The 16,511-nt window shown below is 62.6% G+C and carries 14 protein-coding genes and 1 pseudogene; 9 read left to right on the top strand and 6 right to left on the bottom strand.

All coding sequences use genetic code 11. The annotated features are described in order from the left end of the window. The first annotated feature begins 150 nt into the window (after positions 1–150). The 3 genes from RSO67_RS28750 to RSO67_RS28740 are packed head-to-tail and all read left to right on the top strand — an operon-like array spanning position 151 to position 2,536. Positions 151–1,752: a sensor histidine kinase gene (locus tag RSO67_RS28750; protein ID WP_315841639.1), complete on the top strand. Its 1,602-nt coding sequence runs from the start codon at positions 151–153 to the stop codon at positions 1,750–1,752. Positions 1,753–1,797: 45 nt separating this feature from the next. After that, entirely contained in the window at positions 1,798–2,013 is a 216-nt protein-coding gene (locus RSO67_RS28745; RefSeq protein WP_315844388.1) for a DUF1289 domain-containing protein, read from the top strand. A gap of 10 nt (positions 2,014–2,023) precedes the next feature. Continuing rightward, positions 2,024–2,536 carry a TIGR02281 family clan AA aspartic protease gene (locus tag RSO67_RS28740; RefSeq protein WP_315841638.1) on the top strand — a complete coding sequence of 171 codons (513 nt, stop codon included), beginning with the start codon at positions 2,024–2,026 and terminating at the stop codon, positions 2,534–2,536. A 5-nt stretch (positions 2,537–2,541) separates the two neighbouring features. On the opposite strand, the gene dusA is transcribed toward RSO67_RS28740, so the two are convergent. Both dusA and serA read right to left on the bottom strand, forming a co-directional pair. Beyond that, positions 2,542–3,501, bottom strand: a complete 960-nt coding sequence (gene dusA / locus RSO67_RS28735; protein ID WP_315844387.1) for a tRNA dihydrouridine(20/20a) synthase DusA — start codon at positions 3,499–3,501, stop codon at positions 2,542–2,544. 74 nt (positions 3,502–3,575) lie between these two features. Further along, positions 3,576–4,838, bottom strand: a complete 1,263-nt coding sequence (gene serA, locus RSO67_RS28730) for a phosphoglycerate dehydrogenase (RefSeq protein WP_315844386.1) — start codon at positions 4,836–4,838, stop codon at positions 3,576–3,578. Positions 4,839–5,322: 484 nt separating this feature from the next. On the opposite strand from serA, the pseudogene RSO67_RS30565 reads away from it, so the two are divergent. The 6 genes and pseudogenes from RSO67_RS30565 to RSO67_RS28695 all read left to right on the top strand — a co-directional run bounded on the left by RSO67_RS30565 (position 5,323) and on the right by RSO67_RS28695 (position 12,555). Beyond that, a pseudogene (locus RSO67_RS30565) lies at positions 5,323–6,406 on the top strand (NAD(P)/FAD-dependent oxidoreductase). 207 nt (positions 6,407–6,613) lie between these two features. Beyond that, positions 6,614–7,420, top strand: a complete 807-nt coding sequence (locus tag RSO67_RS28715) for an FAD binding domain-containing protein (protein WP_315841635.1) — start codon at positions 6,614–6,616, stop codon at positions 7,418–7,420. Continuing rightward, a complete protein-coding gene (locus RSO67_RS28710; protein ID WP_315841634.1) occupies positions 7,417–9,771 on the top strand; it encodes a xanthine dehydrogenase family protein molybdopterin-binding subunit in 2,355 nt (784 codons plus the stop codon). The genes RSO67_RS28715 and RSO67_RS28710 overlap by 4 nt, the downstream gene beginning before the upstream one ends. After that, entirely contained in the window at positions 9,768–10,247 is a 480-nt protein-coding gene (locus RSO67_RS28705; protein ID WP_315841633.1) for a (2Fe-2S)-binding protein, read from the top strand. Before RSO67_RS28710 ends, RSO67_RS28705 begins: the two co-directional genes overlap by 4 nt. Continuing rightward, positions 10,244–10,645: a hypothetical protein gene (locus tag RSO67_RS28700; RefSeq protein WP_315841632.1), complete on the top strand. Its 402-nt coding sequence runs from the start codon at positions 10,244–10,246 to the stop codon at positions 10,643–10,645. The genes RSO67_RS28705 and RSO67_RS28700 overlap by 4 nt, the downstream gene beginning before the upstream one ends. Positions 10,646–10,656: 11 nt before the next feature. Beyond that, positions 10,657–12,555 carry a xanthine dehydrogenase family protein molybdopterin-binding subunit gene (locus RSO67_RS28695; RefSeq protein WP_315841631.1) on the top strand — a complete coding sequence of 633 codons (1,899 nt, stop codon included), beginning with the start codon at positions 10,657–10,659 and terminating at the stop codon, positions 12,553–12,555. Here the strand turns inward: RSO67_RS28695 and RSO67_RS28690 are convergent, their stop codons facing one another. The 4 genes from RSO67_RS28690 to RSO67_RS28675 all read right to left on the bottom strand — a co-directional run bounded on the left by RSO67_RS28690 (position 12,556) and on the right by RSO67_RS28675 (position 16,477). After that, complete coding sequence (locus tag RSO67_RS28690; protein WP_120290968.1) at positions 12,556–13,017, bottom strand: MarR family winged helix-turn-helix transcriptional regulator; 462 nt, start codon at positions 13,015–13,017, stop codon at positions 12,556–12,558. It abuts the gene before it with no gap. A 69-nt stretch (positions 13,018–13,086) separates the two neighbouring features. Next, a complete protein-coding gene (locus tag RSO67_RS28685; RefSeq protein WP_315841630.1) occupies positions 13,087–13,815 on the bottom strand; it encodes an ABC transporter ATP-binding protein in 729 nt (242 codons plus the stop codon). Further along, on the bottom strand, positions 13,815–14,582 hold the full coding sequence (locus RSO67_RS28680) for an ABC transporter ATP-binding protein (RefSeq protein ID WP_315841629.1): 768 nt from the start codon (positions 14,580–14,582) through the stop codon (positions 13,815–13,817). The genes RSO67_RS28685 and RSO67_RS28680 overlap by 1 nt, the downstream gene beginning before the upstream one ends. Beyond that, positions 14,579–16,477 carry an ABC transporter permease gene (locus RSO67_RS28675; RefSeq protein ID WP_315841628.1) on the bottom strand — a complete coding sequence of 633 codons (1,899 nt, stop codon included), beginning with the start codon at positions 16,475–16,477 and terminating at the stop codon, positions 14,579–14,581. The genes RSO67_RS28680 and RSO67_RS28675 overlap by 4 nt, the downstream gene beginning before the upstream one ends. Between the last annotated feature and the right edge of the window lie 34 nt (positions 16,478–16,511).

Below are 16,511 nucleotides of genomic sequence, written 5' to 3'. Positions count from 1 at the left end.
GGCGCCCTACAGGCGCCCTCCGTCGATACCATTTTTATTGAATATTAACCGGATTACTTCGTTCTTTAAGGCACCTCTTAATGATTGTGCGGCACAGATAGGGTCTGTGAAAAACCGCACGCGTTTGCGTGCAGGATTTGTGTACGAGTGATGAGTGAGCCCGCCGCCAGGCCCGAGGTCGTCCAGCTTCCGGCTGAAACGCCCGTCGCTGTTCCGCCGCGCAATCGCCGGGCGGCACAACAGCGGGTGCGCGAAGCGCGCGACCGGCTGACCTCGACTTCAGGAACACGCCCCGCATTCGATCGCGAACTGCTCCGCCAATACGCCCAGACCCGCCTCTCCGCCTCGCTTGTCATCACGCTGCTGGTCGTCGGCACAGGCATCCTGTTCGGGTTCTGGATGCAGCCGCTGCCGGCCGCCGCATGGTCATGCGGCATGCTGTGCATTCACGCGGTGATCCTGCGCGCCTGCAATCGCTATCTGGCGGAAACACCGACACCCAGCAGCACGCATAAATGGCGGCTGCGCTTTATCTTTCTGGACCTGCTCTACGGCCTGTCGTGGACAGTGATCCTGGTGCATCCGACCGGCGTCGACGTCGTCTCCAATTCACTGATGATGTTCCTGATGCTGCTGGTGGTCGCGGTCTCCAGCATGCTCGCCGCGAGCCTCCCGATTGCCGCCTTTGCCGCCACCGCGCCGGTGACCCTCGGCGTGGCGCTGAGCTTCATCCTGCGCGGCACCTTCGACAACTACGTGCTGGCCGTTCTGGCTGTCGCCGCCGAAGGCTATTTCGCCCTGCTCGCACAACGTCTGCACTCGACGACGCTTGCGACGCTGGAAGCTCGCGCCGAGAAAGACGCGCTGATCGGCGAACTCGAACAAGCCAAGGCAATCTCCGACGAAGCACGCCACCGCGCTGAAGCCGCCAATGTCGCCAAATCGCGCTTTCTTGCGCAGATGAGCCATGAATTGCGCACGCCACTGAACGCCATTCTCGGCTTCTCCGAAGTGATGAAGAGCGAAATCTTCGGCGGCCATGCCGTGCCAGTCTACAAGGACTATTCCGCCGACATCCATAATTCCGGCGTGCACCTTCTGAATCTCATCAACGAGATCCTCGATCTGTCACGCATCGAAGCCGGCCGCTACGAACTCAACGAAGAAGCCGTCTCGCTCGTGCATGTCGTCGCGGACTGCCATCATCTCCTGAAGCTGCGCGCATTGAGCCGCGGCATCACCATCCACGAAGTGTTCGAACACGGCATGCCGCGGGTCTGGGGCGACGAGCGCGCCTGCCGGCAGATCGTGCTGAACCTGCTGTCCAATTCGATCAAGTTCACGCCGCAGGGCGGCGAGATCTGGCTCAAGGTCGGCTGGACCGCCTCCGGCGGGCAGTATTTGAGCTGCAAGGACACTGGCTCGGGCATCGCCGAAGAAGAGATTCCGATCGTGCTGGCGTCGTTCGGTCAGGGATCGAACTCGATCAAATCTGCCGAACAGGGCGCGGGTCTCGGTCTGCCGATCGCCAAGAGCTTGGTCGACATGCATGGCGGCACCTTCACGCTGAAATCGAAGCTGCGGGTCGGCACCGAAGTGATCATCACCTTCCCACCGGAGCGCGTGATGTCGGCACTTGCGCCGATGACGCCCGATGCACCGCCGTTACAGCCGGAATACGAGACGAACATCGCCGATGAAAAGCGTCGGGTCCGCAACAAACCCATCATGAATGCAGGAACCGGGCTGTGATTTCGACGCTTGCGCAAGCAAGCCGATCCGCTTCAATATTACGGAATGAGCAAAGAAACACCGTGCATCGCAGTCTGCTTCATCGATCCCAAGACCAAGCTCTGCCTCGGCTGCGGACGCACGCTGCCGGAGATCGCGCGCTGGGGAAAAATGGACAGCGCGGAGCGTCTGGATACGATGGCGCTGCTGCCGGCCCGCATGGCCGAGGCCGGGCTGGAGCCTTCGTCGACATACGCAAGGAAGACATCCGCGGCCACCTGAGAGGCTCGCCATGAGCCGGGTCTTTCTTCTCGTCGCCGTCATCGTCGCGACCGCGGGCGCCGCCCTCGCTTATGGCGATCCCAAACAAATTTCCAAGGCCGGCAATCTCGTCACAGAAATTTTGCGCAAGCAGAGCCCGCCGCCACTGCGGCTGGTCGACGTCCCGCGCGGCAACACTGGCGAGTTCGGACTTCAGGTCAAGATCAACGGCGTCAAGACGGCGATGGTGATCGATACCGGCGCAACCTCGGTGGTGCTGACTTATGAGACCGCAAAGGCCGCGGGCCTGCCGCTCGAATTGCTCGACTACAATGTCGACGTCGAGACTGCCGGCGGTCGCACCAAGGCGGCACGATTGACGCTGGATCGTCTGGCCGTCGGCAAACTGGTGGAGCGTTCGGTGCCGGCACTGGTGGTGCCGCGTGGGCAGATGAAGACCAATCTGCTCGGCATGAGTTTTCTCGATCGCCTGGAAAGCTGGGAAGTCCGCGCCGACAGGCTGATGCTGCGCGGCTATCCGTAACCGGATTAGGCCGCTTCTGACACCGCCGGTTCATCCTCGACCAGCGCTATCGCATCGCGCAGTACATTGATGCCAGCGCCATGCTTGACGCCGTTCTCCGCAAGATGGCGCCGGAACGCGCGCGCACCGCGCACCGCGTGAAACGCGCCGACAAAATGCCTAGTGATCGAGTGCAGCCGCGTGCCTTGCGCGAGCTGATCCTCGATATAGGGCATCATCGCCTCGAACGCGTCTTTCATCGTCGCATGCGGCGCCGGCTCGCCGAACAATTCGGGATCCACCGACAGCAAGCGCCAAGGCTCCTGATAGGCGGCACGGCCGAGCATCGCGCCATCCACATGCACGAGATGAGCAACGGCTTCAGTGACACCGACGATGCCGCCATTGATCACGATCGGCACGCCGGGCATCGCCGCCTTCAGCCGATAGACACGGTCGTAATTCAGCGGCGGAATGTTGCGGTTCTCTTTCGGCGACAGGCCATTGAGCCACGCCTTGCGCGCATGCACGATCAGGCCGTCGGCGCCGGCGGCGACCACCGCTCGTGCCAGCGTATCGAGCGCCACTTCGGGATCCTGATCGTCGATGCCGATGCGGCACTTCACGGTGACCGGCACGTCCGCGGCCTGCTTCATCGCGGCCACACCGCGCGCCACCAGATCGGGCTCCGCCATCAGACACGCCCCGAAGCGCCCGTCCTTCACGCGATCCGAAGGACAGCCGACATTGATGTTGATTTCGTCATAGCCGAAATCCGCACCGATCTTTGCAGCCTCTGCGAGGTGCGCCGGCTCCGAACCACCAAGCTGCAGCGCCACCGGATGTTCGCTGGCGTCAAAGCCAAGCAACCGCCTACGATCGCCATGGATCACGGCGCCCGTCGTCAGCATCTCCGTATAGAGCCGCGCCCGCTTTGACAGTATCCGGTGAAATACCCTGCAATGGGTATCCGACCAGTCCATCATGGGCGCGACGGAGAAACGGATGTCCTCGTACTTCAAGCGTTTAATCCATGTCGTTCGTGCAGCAGAACTACCGCTCAGTCCTTGTATTCATACAACAAGCGGGCGCGGATGGTACCTTCCAGCGCCCGAATATCCGCCAGCACCCGCTCGCTGTCCGCCGCCGATGCATCGGCATCGAGCACGACATAGCCGATGTCGTTGTTGGTCTCGTAATATTGCGCGGCGATGTTGACCGCATGACGCGCCAGTACCTCGTTCAGCCGCCCCAGCATGCCCGGAACGTTGCGCTGGACCTGGATGAATCGTGTACCTGACGGGCGCGCCGGCAGTTGTACCTGCGGGAAGTTCACCGTGCCCATAGTCGACCCGCTGTCGCTGTAGTCGATCAGTTTGCGTGCGACTTCCGCGCCTATGCGCTCCTGAGCCTCTTCGGTGGAGCCGCCGACATGCGGCGTCAGGATGACGTTCTCCAGACCCTGCAGCGGCGTAACGAAGCGCTCCTGATTGGAGCTGGGCTCGACGGGGAATACGTCGACGGCTGCACCACGCACTTTGCCCTGGCGCAGTGCATCGGCCAGCGCATCGAGATCGACCACCGTGCCGCGGCTGTTGTTGATGAAATAGGCGCCGTCCTTCATGGCGGCGAACTCGTCGTGACCGATCATCCCCTGCGTGGCCGGTGTCTCCGGCACATGCATGCTGACCACATCGCTCTGCGCCAGCAGTTCCTGCAGGCTTCCGACAGGTTCGGTGTTGCCGTGACGCAATCGATCGGTGTGATCGTAGAAGATCACGCGCATGCCCAGCGCTTCCGCCAGGTTCGAGAGCTGCGAGCCGATGCTGCCGTAACCGACGATGCCGAGCGTCTTGCCGCGCACCTCATAGCTGTTATTGGCGGATTTCTCCCAACCGCCTTCATGCGCCAGATTGGAGCGCGAGATAATCCGGCGGAACAGCATGACGATCTCGCCGATCACGAGCTCGGCGACCGAGCGTGTATTCGAGAACGGCGCATTGAACACGGGAATGCCGCTGCGGCGCGCCGCGTCGATGTCCACCTGATTGGTGCCGACGCTGAAGCAGCCGATCGCGATCAGCCGGTCCGCGGCATCGAGCACGTCCTGGGTGATCTGCGTGCGCGACCGGATACCGAGAATGTGTACGCCCTTGAGCGCTTCCTTCAGCTCATTGCCACCGAGCGCCTTGGAGAGCCGCGTCACGCTCGAATAGCCCGCCGCCTCGATCAGCTCGACCGCGCTGTCGTTCACGCCTTCGAGCAGAAGGATTTTGATCTTGTCTTTCGGGAGGGAAAGCTGCGGCAAAGGCAGGCTATTCATGGTCACGGTCGCGGCGTCCTTTGAGCAATGAATGAGATAGAAACCACGCTGGAGCGGTAAAGCCCCGGTTGGTCCGGCTCACATCGTCTGGTTTGGTTTGGCGCCTGTTTAACGTCACCGCGCCGATCTTGCTACGGGTATCTAACCCGTTGAAATCACTTATCTCTGATCCAAAGTCGGAAGACCCCGCCTGGCTACCTGCCCCGGGTCGGCAAGAATCTGGCCCCAGCCAGCACGCACAACGAAGTCCCGCAAGGAACGGAACAGGGCCCGGGAAATTGTCAGTGCGCGGCGCGGACAGCGCCTTCCTTCCCCAGCCTCATGGTGCCCCATTTCCGATCTCGATCCCGATACCACCGAGCACGCTGATTTGCGCGGCGGACATTCGCCGTGGTTTGCCGGCCCGCAGCATGCCCCCCGTCCGTCCGTCACCGAAGACATCACATGCGATGCGCTGATCGTCGGCGGCGGCATCACCGGCGCCCTGATGGCCGAGCAACTGACGCGGCAAGGACTGGATGTGGTCATTGTCGACCGCGAATTGCCGGGGCGCGGCAGTACAGTAGCGAGCACGTCGATGCTGCTGTGGGAGATCGATCGTTCGCTTCAGGAGCTGACACATCTCTATGGCTATGAGCGCGCCGCGCGTGCTTATCGCGCCAGCTATGACGCCGTCTATGGATTGAAGGCGCTGGTCCGGACGCTCGACCTGCGATGCGACATGCGCGCGAAGGAATCGCTCTATCTTGCCGCAGGCGAGAGTGCCAAAGGGCTGATCGAAGAACACGCGCTTCGCGCGCGCGCTGGCCTGCCCGGCACACTTCTCGATCACAAGGCCCTCCTGTCCGAATACGACATTGCCCGGGCGGGTGCCATCGTCTCGCCGGACTCGGCGGATTCCGATCCGTTACGACTAGCGCTGGCGCTGCTGAATGTTGCGACGTCGCGCGGTGCGCGATTGTTCGAAGCGGAGACGGCCACGTTCGACTCCGCAGGCCACGCCGTCGGCGTTCAATTGACGGACGGCCGTACCGTCGAGGCGCGCCACGTCGTGCTGGCGACGGGCTATGTGATGCCCGACATCGTGCAAACCACCGTGCAAAAGCCGTCATCGAGTTGGGCTATCGCGACAAAACCGCAGCCGGATAGAACTCTGGCGTGATGGCGTGCTGATCTGGGAAGACAGCAAGGATTATCTCTACGCCCGAACCACCGCATCCGGCCGCATCATCATCGGCGGCGAAGACAGCGACGAGATCATCGATCCCGATGCACGCGACGCCCTCATCCCGGCCAAGGCGCGCGCGCTGACGGACAAGCTTGCTGCCCTTTGGCCACGCGCCGAGCTTGCCATCGACTATCGCTGGGCCGGCACCTTCGACACCACGCGCGACGGCCTGCCGCTGATCGGCCCGGTGCCGGGTCATCCGCATCTCTATGCCGCCTATGGCTATGGCGGGAACGGCATCACCTTCAGCTATCTCGCAGCGCAACTGATCGGCGGGATGATCGCGGGCAAACGCTCGCCATTACTGGATGACTTCGCGCTGCAGCGCGATATCGCCTGAAACTTAGCGCGCTCGACTCGGCAAATTCAGCTATCCCCGTGTGATCAAAACGCAGGCGGCGAACGCTCCGTTTTGCGTCAGCGACCCTGATTGACTTCCAAAAGGCGATTGTTAGCATACAAGTGAATTTTGGCCCTCCTGCTCGGGGTTTTCCGCATGAAGCCGGCGCCGTTCACCAGGCATGTTCCACGCACCGTGGATGAGGTTGTGAGTGCATTGGCCGAGTTTGCGCCGCTCGACGGCCGCATTCTGGCGGGCGGCCAGAGCCTGGTGCCGATCATGGCGTTCCGCATGGCGCGGCCGGCGCATTTGATCGATATCAATGAGGTCGAAGGGCTCGACCGCCTCGCTGTCGACGGCGATTATCTCTCGATTGGCGCGCGGGTGCGCCACGGCGCATTCCACAAGCCTGTCATCGACGGTCCGCTTGGTAAGCTCCTCGCTTTCGTGGTCAGCCACATCGCGCATTATCCAATCCGCATGCGCGGGACTTTTTGTGGCAGCCTCGCCCATGCCGACCCTGCATCGGAATGGTGCCTCGTCGCAGCGACGCTGAACGCGCAACTGGTCGTGAAGAGCGTGCGTGGTGAGCGCATCGTCCCTGTCACCGACTTCCTCGAAGGCATCATGTCGACATCGCTGGCCGAGGACGAGTTCCTCGCCGAAGCGCGCTTGCCGCTGCTGCCCGACGATACCAAGTTCGGCTTCTACGAGTTCAGCCGCCGTGCGGGCGATTTTGCGATGTCTGCCGCGCTCGTCACCTATCGCCTCGTCAATGGCGTGATCACCGATGCGCATGTCGGCATTGGTGGTGCCGAAGACCGTGCACGACGGATCACTGAGGCCGAAGACGTGTTGATCGGTCAGATTCCCTCGCCGGACCTGTTCGTCGCTGCCGGTGAAGCCGCGGCGAATGCGATCGAGCCGCTGGAGGATATCCAGACCACGGCCGAGTATCGCTGCGATCTGGTCCGCGCCGTGACGCGCCGCGCGCTGGAGCGCTCGACGCAATGACGGTCCACACCAAGGGCTCCGGTACGACCTGGGTCGGGCGTTCGATCCGCCGGCTCGAGGACCCCGCCCTCGTCACCGGTCGCGGCCGCTTCACGGCGGATATGCCGGCCACTCACTGGGTGCGCTTCGTCCGCAGCAGCGTCGCTGCCGGAAGGATCGAGAATATCACGGCACCAGAGGGCGCAGGCATCGTCACGGCCAAGGACCTCGCAAAGCTGAAGCCGATCCGGCCGATGCTGAGCAAGTTCAACTATGTCGCCGTGGGTCAGCCGATCCTTGCCGATGGCGTGGTGCGGTTCACAGGTGAGTCCATCGCGGCCGTCTACGCACCGAGCAAGGATCAGGCGGAGGACATCGCCGATCAGGTCGAGGTCGAGATATCCGAAGGCGCACCGCTGATCGATGCGATGGATGCGCTCGCCGAAGACGCTCCGCTGGTTCACGCCGACACCAAACACAACGTGATCGTCGAGGGTCGCATCGCGACACCCGGCTTCGAGGATGTCTGGAAGACCGCGCACAACGTGTTGCGCGTCGATGCCCGCTCGCGGCGTCAGAATGCGACGCCGATGGAAGCCCGCGCCGGCCATGCCGCCTATGATGGTTCGACCGGCCGCGTCACGCTGACCTGCACCACGCAGATGCCGCATCTGACACGCACGGCGGTGTGCGACATCCTCGGCATTCCCGAATCCGATTTGCGCGTCGTCGCGCCCGATGTCGGCGGCGGCTTCGGCCAGAAAATGTCGCTCGCGCCGGAATATGTGCTGCTGGTCTGGCTGGCGCGCAAACTGCGCAGCTCCGTGGCCTGGACCGAGGATCGCCGCGAGAACCTGATTGCGAGCTTTCACAGCCGCGACCAGCATGTGCAGCTCGAAGGCGCGTTCGACAAGAACGGTAAGCTGCTCGCTTTGCGCGGCGATATCGTCGCCAATATCGGCGCCTATTCCTGCTTTCCCACGACCTGCGGCGTCGAACCCTTGATGGCGCTGGCCGAACTCCCCGGCCCTTACGATGTGCGCGCCTATGATTGTCGGTCGCGCGGCGTGATGACCAATACCTGTCCGATGGCGCCCTATCGCGGCGTCTCGCGGCCGGTCATCACCTTCGTGCTCGAACGTCTCATGGACAAGGCTGCCGCCGCCTTCGGCATAGAGCCGACCGAACTGCGGCGTCGAAATCTCATCGACAAGTTTCCCTATACGTCGGCGACCGGGCTCGTCTTCGATGACGGTAGCTATAAGGAAACCATGGAGATGGCCATCAAGGCCATCGACCTCGACGCATTCCGCAAGCGCCAGAAGATCGCGCGCGATGCCGGCCGCTATCTCGGTATCGGCTTTGCCACCTTCTCCGAGCGTACTGGCTATGGCAGCCCGGCTTTCGCGGCACGCGGGATGGAGATCACGCCGGGCTTCGAGACCGTGTATCTGACCATCGATCCCTCGGGCTTCGTCGAAGCGCGGATCGGCTCGTCGCCGCATGGCCAGGGACTGCGCACATCACTGGCGCAGATCATCGCCGACGAGATCGGCATCGATCCGGAATTCATCAAGGTGGTTCACGGCGACACAGACCGCTCGCCCTATGGCTGGGGCACCTTTGCCAGCCGTTCGTTGGTGCTGTCGGGCGGCGCCAGCCTGCTGGCCGCGCAAAAGATCCGCGCCAAACTGCTGAAGATGGCGAGCCATTTCCTTGAAGCAGCGCCCGAAGACATCACGCTGCAGTCCGGCTCGGCGCATGTCATCGGGACTGATCGCTCCGTCACCATCGCGTCGATGGCGCGTGCAGCCTATCACCAGACCCACATCTTCAAGGGCGAGATCGAACCGGGTCTCACCGAGATCGGCACCTACGATCCGTCGGGCACCTTCTCCAATGCCTGCCACGTCGCCATTGTCGAAGTCGATATCGAGACCGGCCGTGTGGAGATGGAGAAATTTCTGGTCGCGGAGGATGCCGGGCTGATCATCAATCCGATGATCGCCGACGGCCAGGTCCATGGCGGTGTGGCGCAGGGCATCGGCAACGCGCTGCTGGAAGAGATCATCTATGACGAGACCGGCAACATCCTGACCAGCACGCTGGCGGATTTTCTGCCGCCGACGACGCACGAAATTCCCGAAATCGAGCTGCATCACATCGAAACTCTGACCGGCAATTCCATCACCAAGGCCAAGGGCCTCGGCGAAGGCGGCGCCATCGGTGCGCCGGCAGCGGTGATCTCGGCGATCAACGATGCGCTCTCACCATTCGAAGTCTCCATCGACGAAATGCCGGCGACGCCGCAGCGCATTCGGGCGGCCCTGCGCAGCAGCGGAAAATTGCCAAGCAACGGAAAACTTGCATGAGCGACAAGACCGACATCACCCTCATCATCAACGGTCAGTCCCACGCTATTCGCGTGGAGTCGCGCCGGACCCTCGCCGACGCGATCCGCGAGGACTGTGGCCAGACCGGCACGCATATCGGTTGCGAGCACGGCGTCTGCGGTGCCTGCACGGTGCTGGTCAATGGCGAGCCGGTGCGCTCCTGCCTGATGTTCGCACAACAGGCAGACGGCAAGCAGATCCGTACCGTCGAAGGTCTCGCCTATGGCGAGGAGATGCACCCCATGCAGCGCGCCTTCATGGAGAACCACGGCCTGCAATGCGGCTTCTGCACGCCCGGCTTCCTGATGCTCGCCGTCGGCGTGCTGGAGCGCGAGCCGGATATTTCCGACCACGATCTGGTCGACGTGCTGTCGTCGAACCTGTGTCGCTGCACCGGGTATCAGAACATCATCAAGGCGGTGCGCGCCGCTGCGGTGGAGATGCGTCAGTCGTGAGTGCTGCCGCGAAAGCGACCTTGGTCGGCAAGTCCGTCCTCCGCAAGGAAGACGGCCCGTTGCTGCGTGGCCAGGGTAAATTTGCTGCGGACATCAATTTCCCGAACCAGCTTTACATGCGCGTAGTGCGCTCGACCTACGCCCACGGCAATATCGTCTCGGTCGATCTCGCGCCGGCTCTGGCGATTCCGGGCGTGGTCGCCGCCTGGAGCTTTGCCGATGTCGCCGAGATTCCGCCGATTGATTTCCGTCTGACGCGGCTGGAGCAACTCGCCGCCTATCGCCAGACCATTCTGGCCAAGGACAAGGTGCGCTATGTCGGCGATCCCGTCGCCGTCGTGTTCGCCGAAGACTCTATCTTGCCGAAGATGCCGCCGAGCATGTCGAAGTCGAGATAGAAGAACTGCCGGTGATCCTGCAGGCCGATGGCGAGATCGGCGAGTTCCGCGACGGACTACCGACCGAGACCGCGCTGATCGAGAAAGGTTATGGCGACGTCGATGGAGCCTTCGCCAATGCCCATGCCGTAGTCAGCCTTTCGCTCTCCATCGGCCGTCATTCCGGCGTTCCCCTGGAGACGCGCGGCGCCATCGGCCGCTATATCGCCGAGACCGACATGCTGGAAATGTACGGTGCTGCGAAAGTCCCGCACTGGAATCGCGACCAGCTTGCGAAGATGTTCGGCCGCACCGCTGCCAACACCAATCTGTTCGAAGGCCATGTTGGTGGCGGCTTCGGCGTTCGCGGCGAGATGTATCCCGAGGACGTATTGGTATGTCTGGCGGCGCTGCGCCTCGGCCGTCCCGTGAAATGGATCGAGGACCGCCGCGAGCATCTGATCGCGGCCAATCACTCCCGGCAGCAGACCCATCACATTCGGGCTGCCATCGACAAAGACGGAAACATCCTGGCCATCGACAACGAGTTCTTCCACGATCAGGGCGGCTATATGCGCACGCATGCCGCGACCGTGCCTGACCTCGCCGCCGCGATGCTGCCCGGTCCCTATCGCATTCCCGCCTATCGCGTGCTCGGCCATATCCGCCTGACGAATAAGACGCCCGGCGGGACTTATCGCGCGCCCGGGCGCTATGAGAGCACTTTTGTGCGCGAACGATTGCTGGATGCGGTTGCGGCCAAGGTGGGCATCGACGGCGTCGAGGTCCGACGCCGCAACCTCATCGCGCTAAGCGCGATGCCGGTGACGCGTGCGCTGGAAACGCTTGGCACCGACATCGTGCTGGATTCCGGCGATTATCCGAAACTGCTGGACAAGGCGCTGGATGGCATTGGCTGGGACGCGTTGCAGACGCAGATTGCGCAGCGCCGGAAAGCCGGCGAACTGGTCGGCTCCGGTGTCGCCATGTTCGTCGAGAAAAGCGGTCTTGGCCCGTTCGACGATGTGCGGATCAATGTCGGGACCGACGGGCTCGTGGAAGTCGTCACCGGCGCCGCTTCGGTGGGCCAAGGCGTCGAAACTGTCATCGCTCAGATTTGCGCAGAGAAACTCGGCGCCAGCTATGACAATGTCAGCGTGATCCACGGCCAGACCAACCGTATCGCCAGAGGCCTCGGCGCCTTCGCCTCGCGCGTCTCCGTGATGACGGGCGAAGCGACGCGGCAGGCCGCGCTGAAACTGCGCGATAAGGCTCTGGCTGCGGCAGCCGAATTGATGCAATTGTCCGCCGATCAACTCGACATTGTCGACGGTCACATCATCCGTCTCGATGGCAGCACCGGCCCGTCCATGACACTTGCCGAGATCGCAAAAGCGCTCGAACCGGGAAGCAATCTGCTCGGCGACGACGAACCTGGCCTGTTCGCCGAAGCGTCGTTCGAATCCAAGCATATGACCTACCCATACGGCGTCCATGTCGCCGTCGTCTCACTGGCGCGCGATACAGGCGGCATCAGCGTCGAGCGGTATCTTGTCGCCTATGACATCGGCAAGGCGATCAACCCGATGCTGGTCGATGGCCAAATCGTTGGCGGCGTGGCCCAAGGCATCGGTGGTGCGCTCTATGAAGAGTTCACCTACGACGACCGCGGCGAACCGCTGGCGGTAACCTTCGCCGACTATCTGATGCCGACGGCGCGCGAAGTGCCTGATGTGGAAGTGATCATTTCCGAGGATGCGCCGAGCCCGCTCAACCCGATGGGGCTCAAGGGCGCCGGCGAAGGCGGCACCAATGCCGTGGGCGCGGCGATTGCAGCGGCGATCGACGACGCGCTCGGCCAGCCCGGGGCTATCACGCAGCTGCCGGTCTCGCCGCAGAGGATCAAAGCCCTGCTCAATAGCAAGATGTGATCAGGTGATCTTCTTCAGCAACCGCGTCAGTGTGCGTTGCTCTTCGGCGGTCAAGGGGCGCAGCGTTTTGGCGCTGACCTCCGCTGCAACGCGGATTGCGGCATCGACCACACGGGCGCCCTTCTCGGTCAGCGACACTGCACGGCGACGGCGATCCGTAGGGTCGCTACCGGTGGTGATGAATCCGCGCAGGCCCAGCCGATCCACAACCCCCTTGATGGTCGCGGCATCGAGATAGACCAGCCGCCCGAGATGGTTCTGTGAACTCGGGCCGACCTCATGCAGCTTCGCCAGCACCGCGAATTGCGTCTGGGTCAGATCCTCGATCATGTTGGACATGAAGATGGAGGTGTGGCGCTGCATCGCCACGCGCATCAGGAAGCCGACCTGGGAGTCGAGGACATAGTCCGGCGATGGCTCCGCGGTCGGAAGGGCCTTCAGCTTGGTCGGTTTCTGCGCCATGTCGTCCCCGATGATCTCTTGCTAGTTATGAACGATCTTCGGTTGCCGCGACAGTTGAAGTTTTGGTCGTTACACCGTCAAATAAGCGCGTTGAATGTCAATATTCTCCGCCAGCTCGGCCATGGTGCCATCCCATTGGATCTGGCCCTTTTCGAGGACATAGGCCCTGTCCGAGACCAGTTCGGCAAAATGCACATTCTGCTCCGACAGCAGAATCGACACCCCGGCCTTTTTCAATTCGAGAATGGTGTTGGCCATCAGTTCGACGATCAGGGGGGCAACGCCCTCGGACGGCTCGTCCAGCAGGATCAGCAGCGGATTGCCCATCAGCGTCCGCGCCACGGTGAGCATCTGCTGTTCGCCACCGCTCATCCGCCCTCCCGGACGGTTCGGCATTTCGCCCAAGTTCGGGAACAGCGCCAGCAACTTCTCCTCGGTCCAGACCGGCGCCGCTACGCCGTCGCTGAACTTGCGCGGCGGCTGGCGGCCGATATCCAGATTTTCCAGCACCGTCAGATCGGAGAAGATGCGGCGGTCCTCCGGCGTGAAACCGAGGCCGAGCCGCGCAATCTCGTAAGGCTGCCGGCCGGAGATATCGTGGCCATCGAACTGGACCTTGCCGGTAGACTGCGCCATCAGGCCCATGATGGCCTTCATGGTCGTGGTCTTGCCGGCGCCGTTGCGGCCCATCAGTGCCACCACTTCGCCGCGCCCAACCTGCAGGCTGAGATCATAGAGAATCTGCGCAGCGCCATAGGAGGCACCGAGATTTTCGACCGAGAGCATCGGGGCACTCATCAGTGGGCCTTCGATTTCTGGAAGGTCTTGCCGGTGCCGAAATACACTTCCCTCACCTGCGGATTGTCACGGATCGACTTGGCATCGCCATCGGCGATCAGCCGGCCCCGCGCCAACACGATGATGCGATCAGCGAAGGCGAACACCACATCCATCGAATGCTCGGTGAACAGCACGGAGATGCCCTTCTCGATCACCAGACGTTTCACCAGCGCGATCAGATCGTTGCGCTCCTTGGGCGCCATGCCGGCGGTCGGCTCGTCCATGAGCAGCAGACGGGGATCGCTGGCGAGCGCAATCGCCAGTTCGACGCGCTTGACGTCGCCATAAGCCAGCTCGCGGCTGGGCCGATCGGCGGCATCCTGCATGCCGACCTGGGCCAGCAGTTCGAGTGCGCGTTCGCGATGCAGCGAGGATGCCGGCTTCCACAGCCGATAAACCTGATTGGCGTGCGAGATCAGCGCCATCTGCACATTCTCGATAACCGTCATCGAGTTGAAGGTGGCGGCGACCTGAAAGGTACGACCGATACCAAGGCGCCAGATATCGCGTGGTTTCTTGCCGTTGAGCTTCGCCCCTTCGAACCAGATCTCGCCGGAATCCGGCGGCAGCTGGCCGTTGATCATGTTGAAGCAGGTCGACTTGCCGGCGCCGTTGGGGCCGATCAGCGCGAGGAATTCGCCGCGCTTGATATCGAACGACACCTCGTTGACGGCGCGCACGCCGCCGAAGGATTTCGAGAGCGAACGAATGGCGAGGTCGCTCATGATGCGGCCTTTGATGTTGTCTTGCGCCGCGAGATCAGTTTGACGAAGCCGCCGACGATGCCACTCGGGAAGGCCAGTACTAGCAGCAGGATGATGCCGCCGAGCAGGGCCCGCCAGTACTCTGTCGAACGCATCATGAAATCCTGCAGCACCGCATAGACCGAGGCACCGACGATCGGGCCGGTCAGCGTCTGGATGCCACCGAGAAGAACCATGACGAGACCATCAATGGAGCGGCTGACGCCGATGGTCTCCGGCGAAATCGAGCCCTTAGCGAAGGCGAACAACCCACCGGCAATGCCGCAGACCGCGCCGGCAATGGCGAAAGCGAGCCAGTGCACGCGCTTGACGTCGAGACCGATCGCTTCGGCGCGCAAGGGAGAGTCACGCCCTGCCCGCATCGCGTAACCGAATGGCGCGAACAGGAATTTGCGGAGCAGCAACACGCCGAGCGCGGCCAGTGCGAGTGTCAGGAAATAGAATGCCCCACGGCTGTCGAATGGCGCCGACGGCCACACCCCGAGCACGCCGTTGGAGCCGCCGGTGAGTGTTTCCCACTGGAACACGGCCGCCCATACGATCTGGGCGAAGGCGAGCGTGAGCATCGCCAGATAGACACCGGACAGACGCACGGCGAACCAGCCGAACAGCAGCGCGCCGACCAGCGCTAGCACTGGCGCGGCTGCCAGCGCGAGTCCCATCGGCGCAGCAAACCATTTCACCAGTAGCGCTGCGCCGTAAGCACCGAGGCCAAAATAGGCCGCGTGGCCGAAGGAATGCATGCCGCCCGGCCCCATGATGAAATGAAGGCTGGTCGCGAACAACACGGCGATCAACACGTCGATGCCGAGCACCAGCGTATAGGGTGAGCTCTTGGCGATCAGCGGCAGGCACACGAGGACGACCAGAAGAATGAGGCCGGCAATCTTCGTGGCCGTTGTCGCCGGACGCAGCGGCTCTTCGGGCTCCGCGACACTGCGCACAGCCACCTGCTCCCGACCGAGCAAACCATAAGGCCGCGCGATCAGCACCGCGGCCATCACGAGAAATTCGGCCACCAGCGTCAGTTTGGAGAAATTCACCGTAAAGCCGCCAAAATTCACGACGCCGAGGCCGATGCACAGCGCCTTGACCTCGGCGATGATGACTGCGGCGAGATAGGCCCCAGAGATCGAACCCATGCCACCGACCACGACGACGACGAAGGCGTCGCCGATCACGATCAGGTCGGTCGCCAGTGTCGCCGGCTCACGCGCAATCTGCAATGCGCCGCCAAGGCCAGCGAGCAAAGCGCCGAGCGCAAACACGCCCGTGAACAGCATGGCCTGGTTGACGCCGAGCGCACCCACCATCTCACGGTCCTGCGTGGCTGCGCGCATCAAGCGACCGAAGCGGGTCTTGGCCAGCGCCAGATGCAGCATCCACAGCACGAACGGGCCGACGAAAATCAGGAAGATATCGTAAGTGGGTAGCCGGCGGCCAAGCACCTCGATGGAGCCGGTCAGGCCTGGCGCGCGCGGGCCAAGCAAATCCTCAGGACCCCAGATCCACAGCGTCGCGTCGTTGATAACGAGCACCAGCGCGAAAGTGGCGAGCAATTGAAACAGTTCGGGCGCGCGATAGATCCGCCGCAGCAGAAGGATTTCGATCGCAGCGCCGATCAGGGCCACCAGCAATGCGGTCAGAACAATGCCGCCCCAGAAGCCGACGGCACCGCCGACCTTGGTGGCGATGCTGTAGGCGATATAGGTCCCGATCATATAGAGGGACCCGTGAGCGATATTAACGATCCGGGTGACGCCGAAAATCAGCGACAGCCCGGCTGCTACAAAGAACAGGCCGGAGGCAGCCGACAGGCCGTTCAGTGCCTGAAACAAAAACGCGTTGAAACTCATCGGAGGAATCCCCCTCCCCGCGTTGAACCTGCGG

Source organism: Tardiphaga sp. 709 (genome assembly GCF_032401055.1).
In the GTDB taxonomy this organism is placed as follows: Bacteria; Pseudomonadota; Alphaproteobacteria; order Rhizobiales; family Xanthobacteraceae; genus Tardiphaga.
This window is presented reverse-complemented; position numbering and strand designations above follow the sequence as displayed.